Raw genomic sequence first — 26,982 nt, 5'->3', positions numbered from 1 at the left:
TCCTCTAATAATATTATAATTTCCAGCCGCCGTCGGCGCCGCCGCCGTCAACATAGATTATCTGGCCGGTGAGATAGCTGGACTGCTTCGACGAGAGGAAGACCGCCACGTCACCGATTTCGGACGGCTCGCCGGCACGCCGCATGGGTATGCGCTCGCTGATGTCGGACCACCACGCGGCGTCGTAGCGCCCCACGGTGAGCGCGGTTTTTATGAGGCCGGGCGCGATGCAGTTCACGCGGATGTTTTTCGACGCGAGCTCGACGGCGAGATCGCGCGTGAGCTGGTTCATGGCCTGCTTCGCGCACGAATAGGGGACGAACTTTGTGTTAAAAACTTTCGCCGTGTGGATTGAACCGATGTTGATGACCGAGCCGCCGCTGCGGCGGCGCAGCATGTCGCGAACCGCGAGGCGCGAATACATGACGGCGCTGAAAAAATTCTTGTCCAGTTGCGAGCGCCAGTAATCGAGCGGCAGCGCGGCGAAACCGCCCTCGGGCACGGTGCCGGCGCCGCCGACATTGTTGACCATGATGTCAACGCGACCGAGCTCGGAGATGACGCGCTGCATGAACGTTTCCGTGTCCTGCTCGCTTGTCGCGTCCACGATGTCGAACACCACGCGGCGTCCGATGCGGCGGACGGCCTCGGCGGTGCGCTTGGCCTTGGCGCGGCTTTTGGGCGTGGCGCCCATGTAGGTGAACGCGATGTCCGCGCCGGCCCTGGCGCACGCGAGGACGATGCCTTCGCCGATGCCTTGCGCGCCGCCGGTGACGACGGCCACTTGCCCGGCAAGGAGACCTTTGGTGGAAATTGCGGCGGGGGATTTTTTTGAGGGAGTTTTTGTTTTCATGCGATTTTGGATAATTGGTTTGTGTAGGCTTCCAGTGCGTTGCCGAAACAGGCGAGGGGCACGCGCGCCACGCCGGCGCCGACGCGCAGGCCGGTCTTTGAAATCATGCCGCCGTGCACGGCGGGCTGGATGCCCGTTTCGAGCACCTTGAGAATGTCGATGCCGGCGGGGGAGCCGTTGTAGTCGAGCGCGGGCACGAGGAAATTGCGGTTGGCGGTCAGGCAGATTTCCGCGAGCTCGCGGGACTGCGCGATCGCCTCGGCGTAGGTGTGGCCGAGCAGGCGCGCGACCGCGGGCGAGGCGGCGGCGGCGAATCCGCCAAGGCCGATTGCCTCGAGCACCGAGCTGTCGCCGATCCACGGGAGCGTGTCCTCGGGTTTCGCGTCGGAGGCGATGTATTGCCCCGTGAGTTGCGGCGAGGGCGCGGTGAACCATTGGTCGCCGAGCGCGCTTATCTTGATTCCGTATTCGACGCCGTTTCCGCACAGCGTGGTGACGACCGTGGCGCCCTCGATGTTTTTCATCGACTGCACCGTCGCCATCGCCGACGCCATTCCGATGGGATGGAAAAAGCGCTCCGTCTTTTCGAGGAAATCAACGCACGCGTCGCGCGCGGCGCTCTGCGCGGGTTCGTGCTTCATGAGCAGGAACAAGAGCTGGTTGATAAGGATGAGCCCCTCGGCGTCCTGGCGCGTGTGCGTTTCGTCGCCCATCTCAACGCCGCGCCTGATGATGGGACGGATCGCGATGCCGCCCTCGGCGCGAAGAATGCGCGAGAGCATCGGGCCGATGGTGTCGTAAAGCTCGTTGAGGAATTTTCGGATTTCGGGGCTGTAGGTGCCCCAGCCGCAAAGGCCGCCCTGGTTCGGTCCCTCGAAGGGCGCGCAGAAACCGCGTTTGCCGGTGGCGCGATCCTCGACGACGTTCACGACCATCGAGGGCGTGAGGATTCCCGCGCCGGGGCCGACAATCGCGTAGTCGTTTGCCGAGGCGACCTCGACCTCGCCGCGCTTGATCAACTCAATCGCGGCCTCCGCCGTGTCCGCCAGCCCCTCGTGAATGATGCCATTGATGACGCCGTTTTTCTGCGTCGGGCACGACTTGTCCCAGGGGAGCGGCGGGCCCGATTTGAGGATCATGTTTTTCTTCAGGCCGGGCACGACCTCGATGGCGGGCTTCATGTCGATCCAATGCGGATCGGCGTTGAGCAGCGCGTCGATTGCGCGGGCGTTGGCGGCGGCGATGCGGTCGGCGCATTTTCCGCCGCGCAGCTTGGCGAGCGAGGATTGGTGCTTGAGCACCTCCTCCGGCGGCGGCTGCCACTTTAGCTGGATCGCCTCCACGCCCTGCTCGCGCAAGCCGTCGGCAAATAATTCCGCGCCGATATTCACTGCCTTGATCGGCGCGACAAATGGATTGGTGGGATTGGAACTCATGACAAATTACTTTCCGTTTTTCATCGGTTGAAAGGCCGACGCGATCATGCCCGCGAGTCGCGAGGCCTGAGCGTTGCTCGGCATCACGATCGCGCCCGCGTCGAGCAGTTTTTGTTTTTGCGCGGAGAGCCGTTGCGGGTCGTGCTCGGTGCCGCAAATCGACGCGACGACGGTCAGGCGGCGCCCGGCTTTTTTCGCCGCCGCAATCGCGTCGGCAATCGGCGCGGCCATCATTCCGCAGGGATCGGCGTGGCAGCCGTAGCCCAGGAGAAAGTCGAGCAGTATAACCGCCACCGAGGGGTCCGCGGCCTCCGCATTGAAGCGCTCGATCCTCGGAGCGGGATCAATCGCCGCATGCGGAAGTCCGCGGGTAAATTCCTCCGTGCCGATGTCGATGACCGAGTGCGCCTCGCTCACCCGCGCGTCCTTGAGCGCGAACTCCGGCATCACCGCCGTGTTGGAATGAATCTCGGGCAGCGTCGCGCGCATGATCATCATGGCTTCCTCGGCGAGCGTGCCGCCGCAGAAAATCCCGCGCAGAAAACGCTGTCCGCTTCCGTAGCCCGCGTGCTCGCGCGCCACGAGGTCTTTCGCCCCGGCGTCGCTCATGCTGAAATCGCGCGGCTGGTAAGGCTTGCCGAGCGCGAGAGCCACGGCGCGCGCCGCCGTCTCCTCGAATGTCGCCGCGAAGTGCGCGCCCGCGGCGGCGACCGCCTCGGGGGAGCCGCCGATGAAATTCACCACAACCGGTTTCTTGCAACGGCGCACGCGCTCGAGCACGGTCTCGACGGTTTTCTTTCCGGGCGGCTTCGAGATAAGCACGATCACTTTTGTGTCGGGATCGGCCTCCAAAATATCCATCGACTGCAACGTCGTGATGCCGCCGATCTCGTCGCGCAAGTCGCGCCCGCCGGTGCCGATTCCCTGCGACACGCCCGAGCCCATGAGGTCGATTTGCACCATCGTTTCCTGCAAGCCGCTGCCCGACGCCGCGATCAAACCGATCGGACCCGGCAGCACCTTGCTCGCGAGGCCGACGGCGGTTTGTTGCACAAACGTCAGCCCGCAACCCGGCCCCATCATCAAGAGGTTTTTCTCGCGGGCGAGTTGCTTGAGCATGCGCTCGTCCTCGTGGGAAATGTCGTCGCTGAACATGTAAACGTTCAGCCCCTGCGAGAGCGCCTTGGCGGCCTCCGCCGCGGCGTATTCGCCGGGAAGCGAAATCATCGCAAGGTTGAGCCCGGGATCAGCCGCACGCGCCATCGCAATGGTGCGGCTCTCGGGCGCGCCGCCGCCGGTCGAGGCGCGCGCGACATGCTTCTCCTTCAAGCGGCGTTCGATCTCCGCCTGCGCCGCGGCAAACGCCTCGTCGTTCTCGACTCGCAACGCGATCATCAAGTCATTCGGCGCGGCTTTCTCCACCGCCTCGTCGTAGAGCTCCATGTCCTTGAGCAAGCCCTTGTTCATGACCGTGCCCATGCCAAGCGCCGCGCGCTGCACGCCCGGGAGCTTGCCCGCCTGGCGGGCAACGCCCATCAGGAAAACGGAGTCGTGATACTCATTTGGTCGGATGATACATTTGATCTGCATAGAAAAAAATTTCGGTTGGTTTTCGTTTTTCGTTCTCGTTTATCCGCGCAATTCCTCCGCGAGTTGAATGCCCAGGCACAGTCCTTGCGCCATTTCCGTGCCCGATGTGCCGCCAACTTCGAGCAGCGCGGATATCGCAAGTTCAACCTCGAGCGCATTGTCGAGCATGATAGCGCGAGCCGCGTCAAAAACGACGCCGCTGATCTCGCCTTCCGTGCACAAGCGGAGCGCGCGCGCGCTTATGTCGGTCGTGCGTTCGGCGGCGGTCAACAAGAGCTCGCGAAGCACGGGCACAAATTGGTTTTCGTTTTCCGTCACGCTGCCGAAAAACAATCCCGCCGCGACGCCGCACAGAATGTCGTCGCCCGAAGGTGTCAGGCCGACGCCCAAGCCGAGCAGCGCCTCGCATTGCGTGCGCATTGCCGCGGCATCGTTGCGCAAAATCCCCTCGCGCAACGCGGCTAGCGCAGGCGTGATTCGCCGCTGCAATTCAGGCAGGTCGCACTCGCGGCCCTGACGACGAATGATTGATTGCGCCAGCGCGAGATTGCGCGCGGCGCGATCCGAGCGGGCGAGAGGTTTGCGCTTTGTGTCGAAAATTTCAGCGCCGGAAAACGCAAACACGAGATCCGCGTCCGGAATCGAAATTTCTTCGTGCGAGATTTCGACTGGCATGCCCGCCTCGACGCAAAGCTGCGGGGAAAAATCCGCGCCGAGTTCGCGCGTGTTTACGATGATTGAATCCGGCGTTTGCGGAAACGGCGCGAGCGCCACGGTGAGCCAGTCGCCGGTCGGCGTGGTAATATTGAAGCACCGGTTGAACACGCTATGCACACGACCTTCGCTTGCGCGCGCAAGCGATCCGGAAGCAAGCCGCGACATTTTGATCGCTAAAAAACGCGCCAGCGACTGGGAGCGCCGGCATCTTGCCGGCATTGCGGAAAAACCTGCCGGCAAGATGCCGGCGCTCCCAGTGGCAATCGTGCTCATGAGCCCGCTCCTTTCTTGCGCGAGGAAACGCGCATCCGTCCGTCGGCCTGCCGAAGATAAATGTTTTTCTTCCAGTGCGCGTCGTCACGTTTCGGGTAATCAAAACGATAATGCACTCCCCTACTCTCTTTCCGCCGCAACGCGGACTCTGCCACGCACGCGCCGACTTGTGCCATGTTTTGAATTTCGATTTGCCCGACGAAATCGCCCAGCGATTTTTCGCACTCAACCCCGGCAGCTTCGTCACCGACTTTTTTCAACTCGACCAAAGCCTCGCACAACGCCGCCTCATCGCGGACAACGCCGACCTTGGCCGTCATCAATTCGCGGATTGATTTTGCGAAGTTATTCCAATGTCCGCTCCGACTTTCCGTCGAAAACGAATCTGCCAGTTTTTCCGCACGGCGCGCGGCATCGCGCAATGTCCGCGCGCCGCGGCTCTTGGCATACGCGGCGGCGCTTGCGCCGGCAATCGCGCCGAACACATGGATTTCCGTGCCGGCGTTTCCACCGACGCGGTTCGCCCCGTGGACGCCGCCGGCGACTTCGCCCGCCGCAAACAATCCCGGCACCGTGCTTTCGCAACGGGTGTTGATCACGACACCGCCGAGGAATGTGTGCGGGGCCGGGCCGACTTCAAAACGCTGTTTGGTCAGGTCGATTCCGTGTTTCAAAAACAAACTGTAATACGCGGAGTGTCCCTCGGTGATGAACTTTTTTGGAATGTCAGTGAGGTCGCACCAGACCCCGCCGTGTTCGGTGCCGCGCCCCGCGCGGATTTCCATCGCGACGAGCCGCGCGAGCGCATCCTTCGGCGCGGCGCCCTCGCCCGTGGGATATTGTTTCAGCACGAAGCGTTTGTTTTGCGCGTTCAGCAAACGGCCGCCGTGCGCGAACAAAGTCGTGCTCAGCCCGAGGCGTTTCGGATAAATGCAATGGCACGGCTCGAACTGCACGAACTCCATGTCCACCAGCTCCGCGCCCGCGCGCCACGCCAGCGCGTAGCCGTCGCCCGTCAGGCTTTTCGGATAAGTGCCGCCCGCGTAGATGCCACCTCCGCCGCCGCTCGCGAGAATTACCGCGCCCGCGCGAATGAACAAAATTTTCCGCTCGCGCAAATCCACCGCCAGAGCGCCGGACACCACGCCTTCGCGCGTTCTCAGCAACTCCGCTACAAACACGCCGCCGCGCGTGATCGCGCCGCCTTTCGCGAGCGCGCGTTTCAGCACGGCCATGCCAACGCGCGCGGTGCGGTTTTCCTGGTGCAGGAGCCGCGGATGCGAACAGCCGAGCGCCTTTTGCAAATGCCACGCGCCGTCCGACGTGCGATCAAGCCGCATGCCCAGCGATTCCATTCCGCCCGCCGCCGCTGCCGCGTTTTCCGTGAGCAACCGCACCAGCGCAGGATTCGCAAGCTCGATGCTTCCCTTAAAAGTGTCCTCGAAAAACGACTGCACCGAATCGTCCGGACCGACGGGCGCGTTGAATCCGATGACACCCGGCGACGCCGCCGCGCCCTTGGCGACAATCAAAACGGACGCGCCCGCGCACCGCGCAGCCAGCCCGGCACGGAGGCCGGTGATTCCGGCTCCGATCACCAGCACGTCTGTTTGGATTTCTTGCAGCGGTGTCATTTGTTTTGAAAATGTGTTTTTCGGCTTGTTTAGTTTTATGCGCAGGTTCTCAGGATGCGCGGCGTTTCCTTTTCGTCACGGTCAATGACTTTTTTATGACGCGAAAACATTTATCTTTTGTGCGCATTTATGAGTCATCGTTTGTCCGCCTCATATTTCACGGGCGCGGCGTTTTTCTTCGGCAGTAACGCGGCGAGTTCGCGCTTCACCGATTTTAGCTCTCGTTTATTGGCGAGGTTTGTCCATTCACGCGGGTCGGTTTTGCGGTTATAGAGTTCCTCGGAGCCGTCGTCGTAGCGGATGTAGCGCCAGTCGGCGGTCGTGATCGCGTGGTTGCCCTTGTCCATCGTGGTGAGCGCGGGCTGGCTCCATTTCATGGAGGGATTTTTCAGGAGCGGTTTGATGTTCGCGCCCTCGACATGCTTCGGCGTCGGGATCGCGGCCATGTCGCACAGCGTCGGGTAAAGGCTCATCAAGTCCACGGCGGCTTCGGTCTTCGCGCCCTTGGCGACGCCCGGGCCGGCCCAGATCATCGGCACTTGCGAGGCGGGCGCCCATAGGGTGGTTTTGCCCCAGTGCTCCTTTTCGCCGAGATGCCAGCCGTTGTCGCCCACGAACACGACCACGGTGTTTTCCGCGTGCGGCGATTCGGCGAGCGCGTCAAGCAGGCGGCCAACTTGCGCGTCCATGAAGGAAATAGCGGCAAGGTAGGCGCGCACGCGGTCCTTCCAGATTCCCATTTCGAGAATTGTTTTGTGGGTCTTGCCGCCCTTGGTGAAATCGACGCCCGGTGGCGGCACGTCCGCCAGGTCGTCTTTCAATGTCTTTGGCAGTTCCAAGGTCTCCAGCGGATACATGTCGAAGTATTTTTTCGGCACGTCCCAAGGCGTGTGCGGGCGGTGGATGCCGCACGCCATGAAGAAGCGTTTGTCGTTTTTCGAGCCGAGTTTTTTAATGCACCAATCCACACTGCGCGCGTCAATGAGCGTGCGCTCGTCGCGCTTTTCGTTGAACGGTTCCGTCGGTTCGCCGTCGGTGAACATCCGATAGCCAAACGGGCCGGGACGCCGCTTCGCTTTTCTTCCGACCGGGCCGGGCAGCGTGTCGTCACGCTCGTAGAAAACCTCGTCCCAATCCTCGGCGCGGTATTTGTTGTAATGATACACCTTGCCGGAGGCGTAGGAATTGAAGCCGTGATCGCGAACGTGGTCGTTGATGCACAGGCCGCGCCCGATGTAGCGAACCCAGTAGTGGCCGTTCAAATAAATGCCGGTGCTCGAGGGGCGCAGGCCGGACATGAAGGCGGCGCGCGACGGATTGCAAAGCGGCGCGGGACAGTGCGCGTTCATGAATGTGACGCCGCGCGCGGCGAGCTTGTCCAGCGCGGGCGTCCTCGCCTGCGGATGCCCGCCCATCGGGCCGATCCACGAATTCAAGTCGTCCGAAATAATCAGCAGGATGTTTTGCGGGCGATCCTCCGGCGCGGCGGTTTGCTCGGCGTGCGCGTGAGACGGTAGCGCGCATGTGGCTGCGACGGTCGCGGCGATCAGCACGCCGATGCCATGTGGGTTTTTTGTCATGATGATTCAGGAGCGGAGAGTCCGACTTCGTCGAAGTGATAAGGCAGTTTTTTCCGGCGCAACTCCGCCTGTATGTCAGCCGCGGCGAGTTGCGCGGGCGGAATGTTTTTGCGAAGCGAAAGCACTGCTGCGATGCCCGCCGCCTGCCCGGTTTGCGCGGCGGGAGGGATGACTCGAGTGACTTCCCACGCATCGTTGTGCGACGAAATGCAGCGCCCTGCGACGAGCAGGCCGTCAACAGTCAGGGGCACCATCGCGCCGTAGGGGATTTCCCATACGCTGCCGCGCCGCCGCCAGTCGGCGACAAGCCCGATGCTGTCGTCAAAATGTTTCCACGCCATTCCGCTGTCGAGCGTGGCGCGCCCGGCGATTGCCCGCGTGGTTCGAAACTGCGCCATCGTCGGCAACGCGATCGGATATAGATTTTCGCGCGAGGTGTCGGCGTTGTTCGCGGACTGGAGCTTCGCGTAGTGGTTCAACAGGGCGGCGCGCGTTTCGATGGTGAAACGGCTCACGGATTTTCCGTCCGTGCCGAGCCACGGATAATTTTTCTTCTTGGCGGCGGGATCGACGTTTTCGCCCTCCAGCCCGATCATTTGGAAGTCGAGAAACCCCGAGGCGTCGCCCTTGGCCGCCGCCTGGCGCGCGACGGCGAGCGATGTTTGCAGCGCCCAAATTGTGAGCTTGTTGCCCTCCTCGTGAAACGCACAACCCGCGCGCGCGGCCACGTCGCCATCACCCGTCGCGTCGATGACGATGTCCGCGAGGACGCGGCCGCGTCCGCTCTTGTTCTCGACCTCGACGCCCTTGATGCGTCCGTCCTCGACAATCGAGGCACACACGAGCGTGTCATACCAGCGGTCGATCGCCGGCTCGCGGCTCATCATCTCGTCCATCGCCAGCGTAAACGCGGCCGGGGAAAAATCGAGCATGAGGCGCTTGGTGGTTTTTCCCGGCGCGGAGTTTTTCCAGTCCGGCGGCGGCGCACCCGGACCGTAACGCGCGCTCGCATGCATCAACTCCTCGGCGAATCCGAAGCTGACCTGCGTGCCGTAACCGTCGCACAGCGGCAGGTAAATATAGACAAAACCCGCCGTGGCCAGTCCGCCGCACATCACGGTTTTTTCGAGCAACGCCACGCTGCGCCCGGAGCGGGCGATTTCCAGCGCGGCGGACACGCCCGCGACACCCGCGCCGGCCACGATCACATCGTATTTTTTTTCGAAGTTTGTCATTTTTATTGGTTCTCGCGAAAACAAAGGGGGAGCCGAGTGAAGCCCGTAGGGGCGCACCTTGCGTGCTCCCCCGCATGAGAATGACTGTTTGCGGGCGGTTGCACAAATCGGGCGAGCACGAGTGCGCACGCGAGGTGCGCCCCCACGGGAATGAATGCGCGTGCGATTTGTGTTTTCATTTTCAGCGAACGACTCTTCCCGAGGCGCTGCCGCGCATGAGCGACTCGACCTCGGCGCGCGTGCTGAAATTAAAATCGCCCTCGATGGAATGCGCGAGGCACGACGCGGCGACCGCGTAGGCGATGGCGGTTTTCGGCGCGGCGAGCTCCGGTGTGTTGAGCGCAAAAATCAAGCCGGCGGCGAAGCTGTCGCCCCCGCCGACGCGATCCACGATGTTGCGAATCTCGTAGGGCTTGTAGGTGTCGCCGCTCATCGGCGCGAAGCAGGCCTCGCCCGCCTCCGCGTCGTAAAGCATCGCGCCCCAGTTGTTGTGCGTGGCGGAAATGCTTTCGCGCAACGTGATGGCGACCTTCTTGATGTTGGGAAACATGCGCGTGATTTCGCGCGCGACTTGCGGGTAGCGATCGATCTCCAAGTGCCCGCCCTCAATGTCGCTGCCCTCCGCGTGGATGCCGAGCACGTCGGAGGCGTCCTCCTCGTTGGCGATTGCCACATCGACAAACGGCAGCAGTTCGCTCATGCAACGGCGCGCGAGCGAAGCGGCGGGAGTGCCGGGCTCCCACTGCCAGAGTTTTTTGCGGAAGTTGAGATCACACGAAACCGAAAGCCCGGCGGCCCTGGCGTTGCGGACGGCGGCGAGCGACGACTCAAACGCGATGCGGGAAAGCGCGGGCGTGATTCCGGAAATGTGGAGCCAGCGGGCGTCGGCGAAGATTTCGGACCAGTTGTATTTATCCGCGGACGTCTCGGCGATGGAACTGTGCGCGCGGTCGTAAACGACATTGCTAGGACGCTGGTTCGCGCCCTTCTCGACGAAATACAAACCGAGCCGCCCGTTTTTGACGCGCAGTATCCGGGTGGTATCAATGCCTAGCCCGCGCAGGTTTTGCACGCATGCGTCGCTGATGACATTGTCGGGGAGCGCTGTGACAAAACGCGCGCGCGCGCCGAAAATCGCAAGTGACGCGGCGACATTGGCCTCCGCGCCGGCAAAGGTGAGCTCGAGCGAGCCCGGCATGTTTTGAATGAAGCGCCGGTTGCCCGGAGGACAAAGCCGCGCCATAATTTCCCCGAAGGTGACGATGGTTTTCATAGAATGTGGAATGGTGTGAATTTTGGATTTTCGATTCTCGATTTTCGATTGGGAGCTTCCGCTCCGTTTTCGATCTCGGTGCCGCGCGGTAGCGCGCAATCGAAAATCGAGAATCGAAAATCGAAAATTAGTTCATCTTGTGTCGCGGATGATCGCGGCGACTTCTTGCGCGCGCTGTTTGATCGCGGCCCAGTCGCGCGCCTGGATGAGCGCGCGCGGGGCGATCCACGAGCCGCCGAGCGCGGCGATGAGCGGATCGGCCAGCCACGCGGCGGCGGTGGCGGAACTGATTCCGCCGAGCGGGATGTATCGCAACCCGAGATGCGCGTAAGGCGCGGTCATGTTCTTCAGGTAGGCGAGGCCACCGGACGGCTCGGCGGGGAAAAACTTCAGCAGGCGGCAGCCGAATTCGAGCGCGGCCTCGATGTCGCTGGGCGTGGCGATGCCGGGCGCGAAGGGCACCCCGGCCTCGGCGGCGGCGGCGAGCACGCGCGGATTGCAACCGGGCGCGACGGCAAAGTCCGCCCCGGCGTCGCGCGCCTGCAAGAGCTGTTGCGGCGTGAGCACGGTGCCCGCGCCGACGGACATTTGCGGCGCGTGCTTTTTGAACGCGGATAGCGACTCGAGCGCGGAAGGCGTGCGCAGCGTCAGCTCGATGGCGTTGAGCCCGCCGGACAAAAGCGCGTCGGCCAGCGGCGGCACATCGGAGGGCTCGTCGATGACGATGACAGCGATGACGCCGGACTTTTGAATAGTCTCCGCGAGCGCGGGAGGGAATGAAACAGAGTTCGATTTCATGATGGGAAAATATTTTCGCGCCAGCATACGGGGAACGGCTCGGCCGGAGGCCTCGCCCTACCCTCAAACCCGGCAGGTGGCATATGCGGCGCGAGAGCCTTTTATTTTTTGCGTCCGCGCAGGGCGGCGCTGGCCGCGAGCGCGAGCAGGAACCAAATCGACGTGCTGCCGCCACCACCACCGCCGCCGCTTCCATTGTCCCCATCGGAATCCGTGCCTCCGGAGGGAGGATAGGTGACGGTTTTCATGGCAGGAGTGGAGACAATCGCATCCGCGCTGGTATCGATGCGACGGATGATGCCGTTGCCGGTATCGGCGACGTAGAGAACCCCATCCGCACCAATGGCGAGCGCCTCGGGAGCGTCAAACCAGGCGGTTTTGCCGGGACCGTCGCGAAATCCGGGAACCGAACCTGCGAGCGTGACGACCGCTTCCGCGGCACCCGTTGTGTTTGTGGTGATGACACGAATGCGGGAATTGCCGGAGTCGGCCACATAGAGATCGCCTGAGCTATCCAGCACGATGCCCGTGGGAGAGTCGAAGGAAGCGGTAGAAAGGGCCGCTCCATCGACCGCACCGGGGGACGCCATCTGTCCAGCGAAAGTGGAAACCTGTCCGGTGGAGAGGTCAATCAGACGTATGACGTGATTACCCGTATCGGCGACATAGATGCGCGATCCCGAGGTTGAAACTGCAAGGCCCGCGGGGTTCTTGAACTTCGCGTCAAGCAAGGCTCCGTTGTCGGTGCCCGATATGGCGGAACCCGCGAAGATTTCCATCACACCATCGGCATTGAGGCGTTTGATGAGCTGATTGCCGGTGTCGGCGATGTAGGTCATGCCAGCGGCATCCGTGGCCACGGCGGCGGGAGATGCAAGCCATGCATCGGGACCGGTGGCGTTGAGCGTTTGAACCGCGGCGGTGTCAAGTGCGATGGAGCGCAAAGGACCGTTGCCATAGTCGGCGACAATCAGGCTATTCGTGGATGAAAACGCGAGGCCTCGAGGCCGGGTAAAACGGGCCTCATCGCCATTGCCATCGCTGTTCCCCGAATAACCGGTTTTGCCCGCGAGCAACGCGAAGCTGCCATTGGGAGAGAGGACGGAAACTGTGTGCGCGGCGCGGTCGGAAACATAGACGAACTGCGAATAGTCGCCGGATCCCGTGACAAGACCGGCGGGCGCATCGAGGAGGTTTTCGATCACGGTGAGTGTAACGGGCGTGCCCTCCACAGAGCCCGCGGCAGTGGAGGCCACACAGCGGAATTGCCAGCCGTTCTTGCCGTCGGGCATGAGCAGCGAGAGTTCGTTGGTGTCGGCACCGACACTGATGCTGCCTGGAACAGTTTCCCAGACGGCTGTGTCGTTGGCACGGTATTGCCACTCGTAGGAAATGGCACCATGTGCCCATACATCAGCAGTGAGGTCAACGGGACGACCTTCTACTGCGACTTGGGTGGCTGCGGGGTTTGTCACAAACGAAGGTTGCGTGGCAATTGTGAGCGAGTCAGCAGCAATGCTGCAACCGCTGGTAGTGAACACGGCAACCGCGCCGCCCGCGGCGTTTTCAGGAATGACAACTGTAATCGTGGTGTCGGTCGAAGCCGTCACTAGGGCTTCGACGCCGCCAATCAACACACGGGTGAGACCGGTGAAATTATTGCCCGCAAGGGTGATGGTGTCGCCCGCAACGAACTCGCCGGCGGGCAGCGCGTTGAGTTGCGGCGGCGTGCCGGGCTCGAAGGCCGGCGCCGGTTCGCCGACGACCGTCGCCCAATCCGTGCCGACGCGGATGTCGTCAACGACGTGATAGGCGCCGTTGAGGGTGAGCCCGAGGGTGTTCACGTAGAGGCCGCGGATGTCGGTGTTGCCATAACCTGCGGAGTTGCCTGCGCGCTCGACGGTGATCGCGGCATCGGTGCTGGCCTCGTCGTCAGTGGTCGGGTTGAGCCAGACGCGGCAGTTGTCGTAAGCTTGGATTCCATCGTTCCAGCCACTGTAACGGAAGACCAGCAGGTAGCTTTGCCCAGCGACCAGCGGAGTCGTGACAGTCGGCCAGCCGCCGGCCAGTCGCCCGCCGGCTTTGCCGCCGTAGCCGGCAAACGCGGCGATGTCGCGCAACTCATCCTTTGCGGCATCGGCGGCATACCACAGGGCGCAAGTGTTGCCGACAAGCGGTGTTCCGTCCGGAAGCGCGGGGTTCTTGATTTTGAAAACAAAGCTGCCGTAAACATCCTCGCCCTCGGGCACGCGGGCGAAGCGGCGTTCGAGAACCGCGGCAACGGTGGCCGCCGCGTTCACGCCCGTGCCGGATATTTTGAGGGCCGATCCGCCGCCGCGAACGGTGCCGTCGTTGAGCGTGTAAGTGACGGCGTCGGCGGGATCGTCAATGATCGTGGCTGCGTTTTGAGCGGACCAAGGGCCATCCCAGCCGGTGCCGCCGGCGGCGCCGGCAAGTTTTGAGCCGGGAGCGTAGGAATCGAAATCCTCCGATGCGATAAACGTGGTGCGCGGATTGGTGACGGCGGTCCACGTGTAGCCGACGCGGATGTCGTCGATCACTTGGTAGCGGCCGCCGGATGTGATGCCATAGCCGCCCACGCACAATCCGAGGAAAGAGTCGGAGCCGACGCCCGCGGTTGTCACGGTGCGCTCATTGGTGATCGTGGTGCTGACGGCGGGCTCGTCGTTTGTTGCCGGATTGAGCCAGACGCGGCATTTTTTGTAAGAGCTGCCATCCCAACCGCTGTAGCGAACCACGGCAAAATAAGTCCGCCCCGTCTTGAGTTGCGTGGAAACGAGCGCCGCGCCGGTGGGCGCGGCCATGCTCGCGCCAACCTTGCCGGAATAGCCAATGTAGCCGAGTGAGTCGAAACGGAGATTGGGATCCGAATCCTTTGCATACCAGATCGAGGTGACGTTGTCGCCGGCGGGAACGAGTTCCCCGTCGGGAGCGTTGGGATTTTTAATCTTGAAGATAAAGCTGACAAACACGTCCTCGCCGGAGGTGACGGGCTGGGCGAGGTCGCGTTCGAGAAGGCGCGGAAGCGTGGCGCTGACGGGAGTGTCCGCGGCGAGTTTGAGCGCCTTGCCGCCGCCGAGGACAGTGCCGTCGCTCATTGTGTAGGTGATGATGTCGTCGGGAGAATCGGTGACGGTGACGCCCGCATTCGCGGCCCATGCGCCGCTCCATCCCCTGCCGCCGGAGGCGCCGGCAAGCATGTCGCCCGCGGCGTAATCATCAAAGTTGTCGGTCGCGATGACGTCGGTGAGCGTGACCGTGGTGCAGGTTTCGCCGCCGGCGGTGGTGATGACAACGGGATACTCGCCGTTGGCGAGTCCGCCCGGAATTACGATGGTAATGGCATCGTCCGTGCGGCTGGTGATTTCCGCCTCGACGCCGCCAACAGTCACGGAATACGCGCCAACAAGATTGCTGCCGGAAATCGTGACAGTCGCGCCTGTGCGGGAATCGACGGGATTGATGCCGCTGGCGTCGGGTGCCGGCGGCGTGGGCGAGGTGTTGGTGAATGCGATCGTGTCCTCGCCGGCGTTGCTGGTGACGGTGATTGTCTGCGCGCCGTTGGCCAGTCCGCGGGGGACGGTGATGACCACTGTCGTGCCGGTTTGGGAAACGACTGCGGCACGGATGCCACCAATCGTTACGACAACATCCTCAAGATTGAGTCCTTCGATGGTTACAGTATCGCCTCCGGCACCGGTGTCGGGCGTAGCGGAGTTGATGATGGGCGGGCGGATAACGGTGAGCGACTTGGTGGTGGTTCCGCCGGGACCGGTAATAACAACATCCTGCGTGCCCATGCCAAGCGAAGGGGGCACGACGACAGTCATTGTCGTGTCGGTCTGCGAATTGATCACAGCATCAACACCGCCGATGGTCACGGTGACATCGGCAAGGTATTTGCCAGCGACAACGATAGTGTTTCCGGCCATGACACTGGACGGCGTGATAGTGTTCACAACGGGCATGGGGATACCGACCACGTCGGCCCAATTGCGGCCCACGCGGATGTCGTCAATGATGTGAAAGCGACTCGAGGAATTGAGGCCGAGGGTGTTCAGGTAAAGGCTGCTGAATTTGCTGCTGCCGTAGGGGGAGGTATTGCCCTCGCGGGTTATGGCCTTGGTCTTGTCATTGGAGGTATTGTTGCCGGATTTGGTGCCCACGCCCTCGTCGGTGGTGGCGGGATTGAGCCATGTGGTGATGGTGTCGTAGCCTTGGTAGCCGGTGTTCCAGCCGGAGTAGCGGATGACGAGGAAATAGGTTTGCCCCACGATCAAGCCGTCGGCCTTGCCTTCGTTTTTGTTGTTGATGGAGACCCATCCGCCGGCAAGGCGTGCCCCGGCCATTCCTTTGTAGCCGGCAAAGCCGGAGGCATCATGGGTGGGGCTTTTGTCACCGTCGCCGGCCAGATAATAGATATTGTTATTGGTGGTGAAAGTTTCGCCGTCATAATGGTCAACGTCAGTATCGGTGCCGCTTTTGATTTTGAAGATGAGGCTGACAAAGACATCGCCGCCGTCGGTGATTTCAGGCACAGCGCGCTCAAGGACGCCGATGTTTTCCGAGGTGCTCGGGGCGGTTATCTTGAGGGCGTTGCCGCCGCCGCGAACCTCGCCGTTGTCGAGGGTGTAGGTGATGGAATTGCTGCCGCCGACCACGGTGACGTAGTCGTTTTGCCCGGTCCATGCGGCGGTCCAGCCCGTGCCACTGACACCGCCGACAACAGTGGTGCCGACCGTATAGCTGTCGAAGTTGTCGGTGGCCACAACGGCGGCCCGCGCCTCCGGTGCTGTTGTTATAATAAATGCCGCCAGCAATAACGCCGGCAATCCGCGGAACAGGAAGATAAGCGTGTGGGGAATATCGGTGATTTTCATGAAAAATATGGGTTTGTTTTTTGATTGCTGGTTTTGCGGCGGGTTTGGCCGGCTGGGGATTTCACATAAACATCAGAAGGTCTTTTTGATGTAGCAGGTCCAGGTGGCCCCGACGCGAAGGTAATCCTGCAACACGATATCGTTTGGAGGGACACGCTGCATGTGGATGTGGGGAGCGTCGTTGATATTGCGGGCGTTGAGGCCGAACATGAAACCCTTGCCAATGTTCCACCCCAAACCCGCATCAACTTGGGTGCGGTGGCGTCGAAGGCTATAGCCCGTGGCGGAGGTGGGAAAATCGTCGGACCAATTGACATTGGACCAGAGGATGAGCTTTTTGTAGGTGTAGTGAAACCCGGTGCTGAGCGTATAAGGCGACAGCATGGGTTTGATTCCATCAGCATAGCTGCGGGTGTAATTGATATGGACGTTGCAGCGGCGGAACGCAGGGCCGAGAAAGCCGAGGGTTTGTGAGTAAGCGATCTCCATGCTGCGCACCCGCACCGGAGCGCCGGAATTGTTCTTGAGGGTGAAGCGATAATCCTCGGCGTATTTCGGATTGTAGCCGGGATAGGTTTCATCGTAACCGGCCTGTTCCGCGGTCATCTCATCCGTGGTGGCGATCATGTTTGTGACCCTGGTCTGGTAAACGGCGACGCTCAACTGGCCTATGCGCTTGAAATAGTAGCTCAGGCGGGCGGCGAAACCCTGGCTGCGCTCCGGCTCGATATCGCGATTGGGAAGGGAAATTCTCTTGGTCGTATCGTTGACCAAAAAAATACCAGTGGAGTCATAATAAGAGGGACGGCGGATGGTTTTGTTTCCGGCGACAACGAGATCGAGATTGGGCGTGATTTGATATTTGATCGAGGCGCTGGGAAAATAATTATGGTAGCTCTTTTTCTTCAGCACGCGCGGGCGGGAGAGAAACTGCCACTCCACACCATCAATGCTAGTCGCAATTCCATCGCTGCCCACCGCGTAGCCTTGCGCCTCGGTTTCTTCGGGAGTGTAAGCATCAATCTCTCGAATTTTTGACCTTGTGTCCTCGCGACGCACGCCGGCCTGAATAATGAACGGACCGATTTTGCTGGTGCCCATAATATAGCCGGCGTTGATGTCCTCCTCATAATTACGCTGATAGTTAACATGACCGTTATAATAATTCGTGGCTGACACATCGGACACAAATTCCTCGGGGTTTGTTTTGTAGCGCGCACCGATGGCAAAGAGGTTCGGCATGAAAATGCCGCCGCCGGAGAGGGTTTTGATTTCCATGCCGTTAATGTCCGAAGCCCACTCATAGGTCGATGCAAAGTCACTCAGTGTGAGCGGGCCGGTGTATTTGGCCAGATACAGTTCGCTCGTGTCTTGATAATGCCATTTGGTATTCGCCAGTTTGAAACCGGCCTTCCACTTGATCGGGTGCAGAATGCGTGTGAGATAGGTGGCGTCCAGTTTTGCCGTCCTGGTCTTCGTGCTCGCCCTGCGCCCGTCGCCAAGGTAAACCTTTGGAAAAGTGAAGGATGCGGGGTTTGAGAGATCAGGGCCGTCGGTTTGCGTGACCTTGTAATCGGCATCAACAACGCCCGGGCCGCGCTGCACACTGTAAAGCGCGTTAGCGGCGGTCGAGCTGGCCAGGCCCCGAACCGCGTCCTCGCGCCCCATCGGATCATACCAAGCCAGGGCGTCGGAGTAGCTGAACAGGCCTTCCAGTTTTAAATCGCCCAAGCGGTATTCAAACTTGGGAGTAATCGTGATGCTTTGCCCCAGGCGCGCGGCAATGCGCGGATTTACAACCACGGTTGTGCCATAGGTAGTGTAAATGCTGCGGGTCATATCCTCGCCCTTAACCATGTCCCGCGTGCCGCCCTGACTGCCGGCATAGTTGTTGAACTGCATGTTGCGTTGGTTCGCGAACAAGCGAGAGTAATTGAATATTCCCGTGAGTGAAAGCGTCAGGCGCCGGGTGGCGCGCCAGTCCATTGTGAGGCTGCTGGCAAAACGACGGTTGAGACGGGAGTGATGCCGAAATTCATAGGATGAGGGCACCTCCGGGCGGGGATCCGTCGAAGTGGGTGTCCGGTTGTAATTGGTAAGAGCCCGGCTTTCCTCGGAGTAGATGTTGGACTCGCTGATATTGATCAGTATGCCGAAATTATTGTTGAAGGCATTGGAGTATTGGATCAAGCCGCCAGGGCGAATCTTGTGGGTGTCGCTGGTGTCATGCGGGCCGACTTCCTTGTCGAGAGTCGCCCCGAAGGAGCTCATTGTAAAGTTGGCCTGCGTTATGAGTTTCTGCCCTTTGTTTTCAAACGCGCGCTTACTGCGCAAGTTGATGGTGCCGGCAGGAGCGTTGGCGTCCATGTCGGCGCTGACCGTGCGGGTGACTTCGAGCGAGTCGATGCTATTGAGGGAGAGTGTGGTAAATTTCGGCGCACGCGAGCTGGACGAGGTGGCGTCCGCGGTCACGGCGGGCACGCCATCGATGGTAACGCTGGTGTATTCGGCGCCGAGGCCGCCAAGACTGACGTTCTGAACCTCGCCATCCGAGGTGTTTAGCATCACGCCGGGAAGGTTGCGCATGAACTCACCGATGTTACCCTCAGTGTTGTCGCCAAAAACGTCGGAGGCGACGTGCTGGCCGATGTTCATGGATGCGCGCTGCCCCATGATTACCTTGGCCTGGCCCTCGCGTTCTGTTGATACGACGAACTTTTCGAGCTGCACGATATCATCATCCGCCGTGCCGCCGGGCGCGCGGCCCTCCGGGGAAAGGGTAAACTCCAGCGTGGCGGTCTGGCCCGCGACAATCGTCACGGTAGAGCGAACGGTTTGGAATCCGACATAGCTCATTTCGATGACCACCTCACCAGGAGGCAAATGGGTGAGTTGGTAAAAGCCGCCGGATTCAGAAAGAGTGGTTTCACTGGTTTGAAGAGCGCGCACTTGGGCGTTGCGAATATACTCCGCGGTCGCGGGATTAAAAACGCGCCCCGAGACGGAGCCAGTGCCAGCGGACTGCGCCTGCGCGGACGGCAATGCGACGAGCAGGCCAAGAAGGGCAAACAATGGGTATAGGTATGATTTCATAATGGGACGAGTGGGAGTTTTGAGTGGAATAAAAATAACGGATGCGGGGCTGAATGATTGGCTAGGGGTTGAGGGGCGAATCTGTGGAGGGCGTCGATTGCGACGCCCCTAAGAAATGGGTGATTATTCCCCGGCGAGCTGCCTGTATAATTCGGGATCGTAGTCGATGAGGTCGTTGATGCCGCGCAGGTGACTGACCGTGACCCACGGAAGCCATTCGCGATGGCGGCCGATTCCGCGCGGGAGCGTGAAGCAGTAATGTTCCTGTTGCCAGCCGGGCCCGAGCGTGCCGCGTTGATCCTCCGGTGTGCCAACCATTGCCTTGGTGTTGTGCAGCAAAATTCGCGCAACATCCATGTAATGCGAGTCGCCGGTCTCGCGCGCAAGTCGCGCGTAGCTTTCCACGTCCCAGCACATGTAGGCGTCGTTGAGCGAGTGGCCGGTGGCGATGAGCTGGATACCCGTGGTGGGGACGCCGCGCTTCCAGTGCAGTTTCTCATTGTCCGCATCCTCGGGCATGGGGACATTCCAAATATACATCCACGTCTCGGCGATGTCCGCCGCGATGCGCGCGCGGTCGAGCCACTTTTGCTCGCGCGTGATGTGGTGCAACACAAGGTAACCCTCCAGGGCAATCGTGGCGGCCTCCTTGTCGATCACATCGGGATTGTCGATTGTGCCGCCCGTGAAGCGCGCGCGTCCGTGGCCGGTGTTCCACGCGAACTCGCCCGAGCGCAACGCCGCGTCGAGATACGGCTTGTGCCCGGTGACCCGATACAATTGCGCGTAAAAGGGCACGACATTAAACGTGCCGGTGGTGGACGCGGAATAAAGTTTGCCGGTGAGCGCGTGCCACGAGCGGGGGAAGCCGCCGCCGGGCTGTTCCTGCGTGAGCAGCCAGTCGCCGAACTTGCGCACCCACGCAAGCCACTCGGCGCGGGTGCGCCCGGCCTTCTGCTCGCGCTCGTAGGCGCGCATGAGCGACTTCATGTCGTCACAAAAACTGCGCAGGTAAATCGACTGCTTCTCGGTGACTTTTCTGCCCGAGGGCCAGGTCGAGAGCGCGGCACCGCCCGACTTCAACAAAAAGCCCTCGGTAAGCGGCGGGTTTATCGGCATGCGCAAAAAGGACTCGATTGCCTTCTCCGCGTTGCGTCGCAACAGGCGGCCGCGCTCCGAGTCGGGATTGCGATTCGCCTCGACAAGCATCATCTCCGCCGAGCCGAGCGCGTAGCCGGTGAAGCCGAGAATGACCTTCGGATTGGGATGCGGCTTCCCGCCGGGCACCGCGAGCGCGAGGAATTGCACGCCGGCACGGTCGTCGATCTCGATGTAATTTTGGTTCAAAACATCCACCATGCTCGCGCGCATGGTCTCGATATCCTGCGGATTGACCCGCGGCTCAAGCGCATCCCAAGCCCAGCGCCAGGAGCGCGCGACGAGATCGTTCGTGTCCTTCGTTTTTCCAAACCAAAACGACACCTCGTAGCGTTGGACAAAATTGTCCGACAGTGGGTTGTAGCGATGCCGCCACTTCTGCTCAACCTCGGGGCCCGCGCCCGTTTTTCGTCCGTAACTCAACGTGCCCTCCGAACCGGGCACCGCATAACCGAGCGTGGTTCCGCCGGGACGCTCCTCGGCGACAATCGCGCCAAAACGAAAACGCGCGTCGGTCATCGGCTCGCGTGAAAACCCCTGCCCTTCCGCCGCGGTGGTGGCGCTGTCGGGCGCGGAGTTGAGCACCGCAAAACTTCCGCCCGCGGGCATGCGCGCGGCGAGCAACGGCGCGGGCATGCGATCCTCGCGTATCCACACCGTGTAATCGCCCGGCTTGTAATAATTGCCCGAGCCAAACGAGTTGTCCCGCATGTGGTCGAAATTGCCGTAAATCATGCCCGGCGCAAACCACTCCATCTTTGGCCACGGCTGGGCATCGACGAGTTGCAACGACGCCACGCTCGTGAAGCCGCCGGACGCGTTTCCTTTTACGCGCACCTCGCGGCGCAGGCGCAGCGTATTTTGCCCGACCGTCCAGCGGTCGGTGAATTCCAGTTCAACGCCGCTCTTCGGCGTTTTCAGCACGCCCGTGCCAAGCCATTCGCCGCCGGCTCCGCGCAACGAGACGTAACCGCCCTGCAACGTGACGGGTGCCGTGGCGGGATTCACGGGTTGCGCTTTCACGGCCTCGGGACCGAGCAGGCGCACGTCAGAAAATTCGCAAAACCCGAAATCCTTGTCGCTGTCCAGCGTGTCCCTTGCCACCAGCAATCTGACTTGCTTGAGCGGGGTGTGCAGGACGCCGTCCTTCGCACCGTCCCAGAAATTCTTTTCCTTTGCCGCAACGAGCGGGATAATCAGCTCCTGCGTCCCGTCAGGAATGACATCGAAACTGTGCTGATGGTTCTGGCCGGTCGCATCAACAATGCGCACCAGCAAACGGTTTTGATTGGTCTTAACTTGAAGGCGCATTTCGACCGCGCCGGTGAGCGCAACCGGGCACGCGGCGGCGACATATCGTTTGCCCTTGGTGAAGTCGCCTTCCAGTCGAAGCGCGCCGTCATTGCGCTTCAGGCCGCCCTTCGTGAGCGGGTCCGGGCTTTTTTCAAAACGCCACTGCGCCGGGCTCGGGCGGCGCATGTCCGCGGAATCTTGAGCGGCGGCCGACTGGCGCTTCGAATCCGCGCTAGCCTGTTCTTCCCATAGCGACACGCGCAATGGCGCGGCCTGTTTGGCGGACGCCGCGCCCGGCATGGACACGGACAAGCCAAGCGTGCCGTCGGCATTTTTTGTCGGAGTGAGTTTCAGTGCATTGTCCGCCGCGACGGCATCGAGAATCGTGCCGGACAGCAAAAACAATGCGCAGGCAAGGGAGGCAACTTTACAGGGGACGGGTTTCATAAAGAGTTGTAAACTTGGCAAACCATCCTGCACATGCTTCGCAAAAAATCATCCCTTTTGGGTTAATGCTCGCCGATAAAATCTTAATTCTGGTGCGCATAAAGCGGCATCCCAAATAGACTTTTTATGAGACCGACCAGCATGTTTCGCGTTCAATCTTGAGGCATGTTATCTGCCGGACGCATCTCAAAATTTTTGCCTGCACACGCGCTCCTTCACACATCTCAGAATTTTGAGATGCGCCCCTATTTGAACAAACGGACATCGGAGATTTCGCAATATCCGCGTTCGACCACCTCGTCCGAGTGGACCAGTATGCCGACTTTGCCAACGGGCGGATGCAGCACGCCGTCCTTGGCGCCGTCCCAGAAATTTTTCGAGGCAACAAACCTGACACTGATTGTCTTTGGAACGCCGGGCCTCACTCGATGCTTTTGCATGTGCACTTGCCCGGTCGAGTCGGTGAGAAGCACCATCACAATTTCCTGATCAGAGACGACCTTGAAACTCATGCGGTTCACCTCGCGGAACCTGATGGCGCACTCGGCGGCGACGTAACGTTTGCCGCGGGTGAAATCGCCGGTGAGTCGAATTGTTTTGCCGGAGATTTCCAAGGTGCCGGCGGCCGCGGGATCGGGGCCGCGATTGAAGTCCCAGTCCTGCTGCCTTGGTTCAACAAAGGTGCTGTCATCAACGGTGATTTTGCGCGCGTCGAAACTCTCGAACGCAGCCGTCTTCCGCATCGGCGGCCTGAACAGGCGCGCGTCGGAGATTTCGCAAAAGCCGTATTTGTCCACCTCCGCCGAATCGATCAGCACACTGGCTTTCGTGATGGGAAGGTGCACCACGCCGTCATTCGCGCCGCCCCTGAACTCCTTGGATTTTCCAGCGCCCCATGCCACGGTGACGCTCTGGATTTCCCTGGGTTTGACCGGATGTCTTCGCAGGTGAATCTGTCCGGTCGAGTCCGTGAGGAACACGATCAAGTTTCTTTTCTGGTTGGTATAAACTTTGAAACTCATGCGGTTCACCTCGGGAAACCTGATGGCGCACGCGGCGGCGACATAGCGTTTGCCACGGGAAAAGTCCCCGGTGAGAAGAATGGTTTTGCCGGAAACTTCCAGCGTGCCGGTGCTCGCTGGGTCGGGGCCGCGCTCGAACGACCAGTCCTGTTCCGACGGAAGAATCGCCACGTCGCCGTCACTGCCAGCGGCGAAAGATTTGGCGGAAAACATGAACAGGAACGCGGCGAACGCGGTCACTGGAGCCAGAATGCGCAAGCACCTGCGAATGGACAAAAAGAGCTTCATGGTGTGAGTGGTTTCGGGAGGTTTCTATTTCGCAGGCCGATTTATATTACCTGTTACTACCAAGGAACGCTGACAGGAGTGTCGGTCGGGCCGTGGATTTTCGGGATGTCAGGCTGACCGGCGACTTGGTTGGGAACGAACTCGATTCTGTCCATGCACATCTTGCGAGGCAGGACGGTGTCAGGTGTCTTGTGCGCGTGATAAACGATGTAGCGGTCGCCGTTGGGAGCGGTGACGAAGGAGACGCTGCCGACGCCGCGCACGATCGGAGTTTGGGAGAGCACCGGATTGTCCTTGGACTTGGTCCAAGGGCCGAGGGGACTCGTGGCGGTGGCGTAGCCGACTGCATATTTGGGGCTCATGAAATGGTTGGCCGTGTAAAACATGTAGTATATGCCCTTGTGCTTGAGGATCGAAGCGCCCTCGTTGACGGGCCAGCGCTTGTATTTGGGGCGGGGATCGCTGTTTTCCCAAGGCTGGGTCCACCAAATGCAACGCCGCCGTGTTTCCGGTTTCGAGCTCATCCAGTCGTCGGTCATTTCCTCGACAAAGACCTCGTTGGCCTTGTTGTCGAAGGCGGTATAAAAAAGATAAGCGCGTCCGTCGGTATCAATGAAGGGCATGCCGCCAATAGTTTTTTGGGGACGCATCGTTGTCTTAACTTTTTGGACAAACGGGCCGAGTGGAGAGCTGCTGGTGGCCACGGCGATGTGTTCCTCGGCGGTGTAGAACATATAGAAAACGCCGTTGCGCTCGTTGACTTGCGCGCTCCAAAAGGCGCGTTCGCCAAAGACATCGGGGGCGTCGAGCGCGCGCCCCTCCGGTCCGGCGCCGCAGGGGGCACTCCAGTTCACAAGATCGGTTGAAACGCGAACGGTGAAGCCCCTGTTGATGGCCGGCGGCGCGTCATCGGTGCCGTAAAGATAATAACGCCCGTCATGCTGAAGGATGTAAGGATCAGCCATTTTATGCACGATGCCGTCAGCGTTATTATAAACACGCGGAGCCCCGGCAAAAAGCGGAAGCGCGGCAAAGACGAGGGCGGTGAAGAATATTATTCTTATGCGCATGGGATGTTCTGTCGCGATGTTAATGACCATTGGCAAGCGATCACTTTTTCGGCTTTCCGACCACATCGGCCCACGTGGTGCCGAGGCGAATATCGTCGATGAGATGATATTTGCCGCTGTCGTTGAGTCCGAGCGTGTTCACATACAAGCCGCGAATGCCCTTGCTGCCGTAACCGGCGGTCCTGCCGATGCGCGCGTAGGTAATCGATTTTTTCTGAGTGTATTCGTCGTTGACCGAAGGGTTGATCCAGATGCGGCACCACTGATAACGACCGTCCTTCGTTTTGTTCCAACCGGTGTATTTGATGACGAGGTGATACGTCCGCCCGGCCACCAAGGGCTCCGGCATCGTGCTACCCGCGTCGATCTCCGACAGCCGCGCGCCGACCTTTCCCTTCCAGCCGATGAAGGCGGCGATGTCCTTCAGGAATTCATGCTCATCGTCCTCGGCGAACCACTGCACCAGATTGGTGTTAGTCATCGGCTTTCCATCATTGTCACCCGCGACCTGGTCGTCGTTTTTGATCTTGAAAAGGAGGCTCACAAAAAGATCCGGCCCCTTCATCTCGGGAATGCGGCGCTCCAGCACATTCAAGTATTCCCTGCCCGTGCGCGAACCGGATATTTTGAGTGCGTTGCCGCCGCCGCGCACCTCGCCGTTGTCGAGCGTGAGCGTGACGACGTCCTCTGGCGCATTGGTGATCGTGACAAACTCGCTCCTCCCCGTCCAAGGAGAGCGCCACGCCCCCTTCCCTCCCTTGTTACCGACCAGCGTGGCGCCGGGGGCGTAGGAATCGAAATTATCCGACGCAATTTTTTTTGCCATCGCGCAAGGCGCGAGGGCGATGGCGGAAACAATGGCGATGATGAAGGTGCTGGTTTTCATGGGATGAGTGGAGTTGAGATGTTACGAGTTGCTTTTTTGTTTTCCAGTTTTCGAACGCGGCTCACTGACCGGCAAGTTGCCTGTATAATTCGTGAACGCAATCGCGAGGGCTGTTGGTGAGGGGAAGAGCCAAGACACATGCAAGAGGGGCAGCAGGGATGTTTTTCATTTTATATTATTCTACCATAAAAAGCCGATGGAACGGACAGTGTATCAAAGCTGTTGATGTTGCGTCACAACCATTGGCAGTCACTATCAATGATTTTACGGTAATCGTCAGAGAGTTATTCTTTGTGCGCATCAGCCTCAGGACGACCATCGTGGGAAAACACCGGGATGTTAACATTTGCCATGCATCCAGAGGGCACTCGCGCCACGAACTAAAGTTACTCTTTTCACCATTGGTTGCTGAAATTTGGACCCGTTTTCCTCGTTGACTTTCGATCCATTGCGCAGAACTTTATTTTTGTGCGCAGTCAAACAAAAACAACCCCGCAAAAAACGTCCCCATTGTCTGTTTTGGCGCCAGGCGCGGCGGGACATCCGTTTGACTGGAACACCGTGCGTTGCAGGCTTCTTTGTTATTACAAGGGCGCGCCAAACACGCAGTCGGGCACGTTCATGACCGTGAACTTTATCATCTGGCGCATGCTGCGCGGCTCGATGAAAATGGAATACGCCAACCATCGCCTGCAGGCCGGCGCGGGCGACTGGGTCGTGCTGGTGCCCTCGCTGGGACGGCGGCACCAGGCGTTCACTCCCGACTCGCAACTCGAATCGCTCCACTTGAGCGTGGACACCAGCTCCGCCGAGTGGGCGGGGCCGCCGGTGCACGTCATGAAGGGAACCAAGGAGATGCAGGCCGCCATCGCCAGCGTCGGGCGTTATGTCACCGTGAGGCACCCGTCCGGACTGACGCCCGACGACCATGTGTATGTGAGCCGCACCTTCGAGGAGCGCATCCATCTGCAAACGCTCGTCTGGTCGTTCATGGGCGCGTTGTATCCGCGCCTGCATGAGGCGGGCATCTACATGCGCGAGCCGGACCAGTGCGACCCGCGCATCAACGCAAGCATGGCGTTCATCGACAACTGGCCGGCGAACCTGCCGTGGAACCGCGAGCAAGTGAGCTGGGCCGCGGGCGTTAGCGCGAGCCAGCTCGACCGCATCTGGAGGGACGCGCGCGGACAAACGCCGTTTCAGTATTGGGACAACCGGCGCGTGCGAACCGCCTGCGACCGGTTGGAAAACTCGCGGGCCAGCATCAAGGAAATCGCCTACGATTTGGGCTTCGCGCACCTGCCGCAATTTTCCACATGGTTCAGGAGGCATCGCAATATTTCGCCACGCGATTACCGTCATAATTTCGTCGATCGCGCCGCCCGCGCGGATGACGACGCCGCGTGAGACAAACCGTCCGCCATTGCGAGGAGAA

The 26,982-nt window shown here is 60.5% G+C and carries 16 protein-coding genes; 1 reads left to right on the top strand and 15 read right to left on the bottom strand.

The features are described from left to right. Positions 1 to 13: 13 nt before the first annotated feature. The 15 genes from M2103_RS12090 to M2103_RS12020 all read right to left on the bottom strand — a co-directional run bounded on the left by M2103_RS12090 (position 14) and on the right by M2103_RS12020 (position 25,547). A complete protein-coding gene (locus M2103_RS12090) occupies positions 14 to 853 on the bottom strand; it encodes an SDR family NAD(P)-dependent oxidoreductase (protein ID WP_277510867.1) in 840 nt (279 codons plus the stop codon). Then, on the bottom strand, positions 850 to 2,289 hold the full coding sequence (locus M2103_RS12085) for a DUF1116 domain-containing protein (RefSeq protein WP_277510866.1): 1,440 nt from the start codon (positions 2,287 to 2,289) through the stop codon (positions 850 to 852). Before M2103_RS12085 ends, M2103_RS12090 begins: the two co-directional genes overlap by 4 nt. Positions 2,290 to 2,295: 6 nt before the next feature. Beyond that, positions 2,296 to 3,879 (bottom strand): acyl-CoA synthetase FdrA, encoded by a 1,584-nt coding sequence (gene fdrA / locus M2103_RS12080; RefSeq protein ID WP_277510865.1) that lies wholly within the window; start codon positions 3,877 to 3,879, stop codon positions 2,296 to 2,298. Between the two features lie 39 nt (positions 3,880 to 3,918). After that, a complete protein-coding gene (locus M2103_RS12075) occupies positions 3,919 to 4,761 on the bottom strand; it encodes a DUF2877 domain-containing protein (RefSeq protein ID WP_277510864.1) in 843 nt (280 codons plus the stop codon). Between the two features lie 104 nt (positions 4,762 to 4,865). Beyond that, entirely contained in the window at positions 4,866 to 6,503 is a 1,638-nt protein-coding gene (locus tag M2103_RS12070) for an FAD-binding protein (protein ID WP_277510860.1), read from the bottom strand. A gap of 134 nt (positions 6,504 to 6,637) precedes the next feature. Beyond that, positions 6,638 to 8,083, bottom strand: coding sequence for a sulfatase (locus M2103_RS12065; RefSeq protein WP_277510859.1), 1,446 nt, complete (start codon positions 8,081 to 8,083; stop codon positions 6,638 to 6,640). Beyond that, the gene (locus M2103_RS12060) at positions 8,080 to 9,318 is read right to left on the bottom strand and encodes an FAD-dependent oxidoreductase (protein WP_277510857.1); all 1,239 of its coding nucleotides are present in this window, start codon (positions 9,316 to 9,318) and stop codon (positions 8,080 to 8,082) included. The genes M2103_RS12065 and M2103_RS12060 overlap by 4 nt, the downstream gene beginning before the upstream one ends. 181 nt (positions 9,319 to 9,499) lie before the next feature. Then, the gene (locus M2103_RS12055; RefSeq protein ID WP_277510855.1) at positions 9,500 to 10,591 is read right to left on the bottom strand and encodes a sugar kinase; all 1,092 of its coding nucleotides are present in this window, start codon (positions 10,589 to 10,591) and stop codon (positions 9,500 to 9,502) included. 132 nt (positions 10,592 to 10,723) lie between these two features. Continuing rightward, on the bottom strand, positions 10,724 to 11,389 hold the full coding sequence (gene eda / locus M2103_RS12050) for a bifunctional 4-hydroxy-2-oxoglutarate aldolase/2-dehydro-3-deoxy-phosphogluconate aldolase (protein WP_277510854.1): 666 nt from the start codon (positions 11,387 to 11,389) through the stop codon (positions 10,724 to 10,726). 101 nt (positions 11,390 to 11,490) lie between these two features. Continuing rightward, on the bottom strand, positions 11,491 to 16,290 hold the full coding sequence (locus M2103_RS12045) for an IPT/TIG domain-containing protein (protein ID WP_277510851.1): 4,800 nt from the start codon (positions 16,288 to 16,290) through the stop codon (positions 11,491 to 11,493). Positions 16,291 to 16,362: 72 nt separating this feature from the next. Beyond that, positions 16,363 to 19,383 (bottom strand): TonB-dependent receptor, encoded by a 3,021-nt coding sequence (locus M2103_RS12040; RefSeq protein WP_277510849.1) that lies wholly within the window; start codon positions 19,381 to 19,383, stop codon positions 16,363 to 16,365. A gap of 123 nt (positions 19,384 to 19,506) precedes the next feature. After that, positions 19,507 to 22,281, bottom strand: coding sequence for a hypothetical protein (locus M2103_RS12035; RefSeq protein ID WP_277510847.1), 2,775 nt, complete (start codon positions 22,279 to 22,281; stop codon positions 19,507 to 19,509). Positions 22,282 to 22,526: 245 nt separating this feature from the next. Beyond that, the gene (locus M2103_RS12030) at positions 22,527 to 23,591 is read right to left on the bottom strand and encodes a hypothetical protein (RefSeq protein WP_277510846.1); all 1,065 of its coding nucleotides are present in this window, start codon (positions 23,589 to 23,591) and stop codon (positions 22,527 to 22,529) included. A 56-nt stretch (positions 23,592 to 23,647) separates the two neighbouring features. Beyond that, positions 23,648 to 24,661 carry a glycoside hydrolase family 43 protein gene (locus M2103_RS12025; RefSeq protein WP_277510844.1) on the bottom strand — a complete coding sequence of 338 codons (1,014 nt, stop codon included), beginning with the start codon at positions 24,659 to 24,661 and terminating at the stop codon, positions 23,648 to 23,650. Positions 24,662 to 24,701: 40 nt separating this feature from the next. Then, the gene (locus M2103_RS12020; protein ID WP_277510841.1) at positions 24,702 to 25,547 is read right to left on the bottom strand and encodes a hypothetical protein; all 846 of its coding nucleotides are present in this window, start codon (positions 25,545 to 25,547) and stop codon (positions 24,702 to 24,704) included. Between the two features lie 561 nt (positions 25,548 to 26,108). On the opposite strand from M2103_RS12020, the gene M2103_RS12015 reads away from it, so the two are divergent. Beyond that, positions 26,109 to 26,954, top strand: coding sequence for a helix-turn-helix transcriptional regulator (locus tag M2103_RS12015; RefSeq protein WP_277510840.1), 846 nt, complete (start codon positions 26,109 to 26,111; stop codon positions 26,952 to 26,954). Positions 26,955 to 26,982 lie beyond the last annotated feature (28 nt).

This window comes from Ereboglobus sp. PH5-5 (genome assembly GCF_029504805.1).
GTDB lineage: Bacteria > Verrucomicrobiota > Verrucomicrobiia > Opitutales > Opitutaceae > Ereboglobus.
The sequence above is the reverse complement of the archived record's forward strand: the minus strand, read 5'-3'. Positions and strand labels throughout refer to the sequence as shown.

Excerpts from the sequence above, each read along its gene's own strand:
- M2103_RS12090 (WP_277510867.1), bottom strand. The coding sequence starts at position 853 with ATGAAAACAAAAACTCCCTCAAAAAAATCCCCCGCCGCAATTTCCACC.
- M2103_RS12085 (WP_277510866.1), bottom strand. The coding sequence starts at position 2,289 with ATGAGTTCCAATCCCACCAATCCATTTGTCGCGCCGATCAAGGCAGTG.
- fdrA (WP_277510865.1), bottom strand. The coding sequence starts at position 3,879 with ATGCAGATCAAATGTATCATCCGACCAAATGAGTATCACGACTCCGTT.
- M2103_RS12075 (WP_277510864.1), bottom strand. The coding sequence starts at position 4,761 with ATGTCGCGGCTTGCTTCCGGATCGCTTGCGCGCGCAAGCGAAGGTCGT.
- M2103_RS12070 (WP_277510860.1), bottom strand. The coding sequence starts at position 6,503 with ATGACACCGCTGCAAGAAATCCAAACAGACGTGCTGGTGATCGGAGCC.
- M2103_RS12065 (WP_277510859.1), bottom strand. The coding sequence starts at position 8,083 with ATGACAAAAAACCCACATGGCATCGGCGTGCTGATCGCCGCGACCGTC.
- M2103_RS12060 (WP_277510857.1), bottom strand. The coding sequence starts at position 9,318 with ATGACAAACTTCGAAAAAAAATACGATGTGATCGTGGCCGGCGCGGGT.
- M2103_RS12055 (WP_277510855.1), bottom strand. The coding sequence starts at position 10,591 with ATGAAAACCATCGTCACCTTCGGGGAAATTATGGCGCGGCTTTGTCCT.
- eda (WP_277510854.1), bottom strand. The coding sequence starts at position 11,389 with ATGAAATCGAACTCTGTTTCATTCCCTCCCGCGCTCGCGGAGACTATT.
- M2103_RS12045 (WP_277510851.1), bottom strand. The coding sequence starts at position 16,290 with ATGAAAATCACCGATATTCCCCACACGCTTATCTTCCTGTTCCGCGGA.
- M2103_RS12040 (WP_277510849.1), bottom strand. The coding sequence starts at position 19,383 with ATGAAATCATACCTATACCCATTGTTTGCCCTTCTTGGCCTGCTCGTC.
- M2103_RS12035 (WP_277510847.1), bottom strand. The coding sequence starts at position 22,281 with ATGAAACCCGTCCCCTGTAAAGTTGCCTCCCTTGCCTGCGCATTGTTT.
- M2103_RS12030 (WP_277510846.1), bottom strand. The coding sequence starts at position 23,591 with ATGAAGCTCTTTTTGTCCATTCGCAGGTGCTTGCGCATTCTGGCTCCA.
- M2103_RS12025 (WP_277510844.1), bottom strand. The coding sequence starts at position 24,661 with ATGCGCATAAGAATAATATTCTTCACCGCCCTCGTCTTTGCCGCGCTT.
- M2103_RS12020 (WP_277510841.1), bottom strand. The coding sequence starts at position 25,547 with ATGAAAACCAGCACCTTCATCATCGCCATTGTTTCCGCCATCGCCCTC.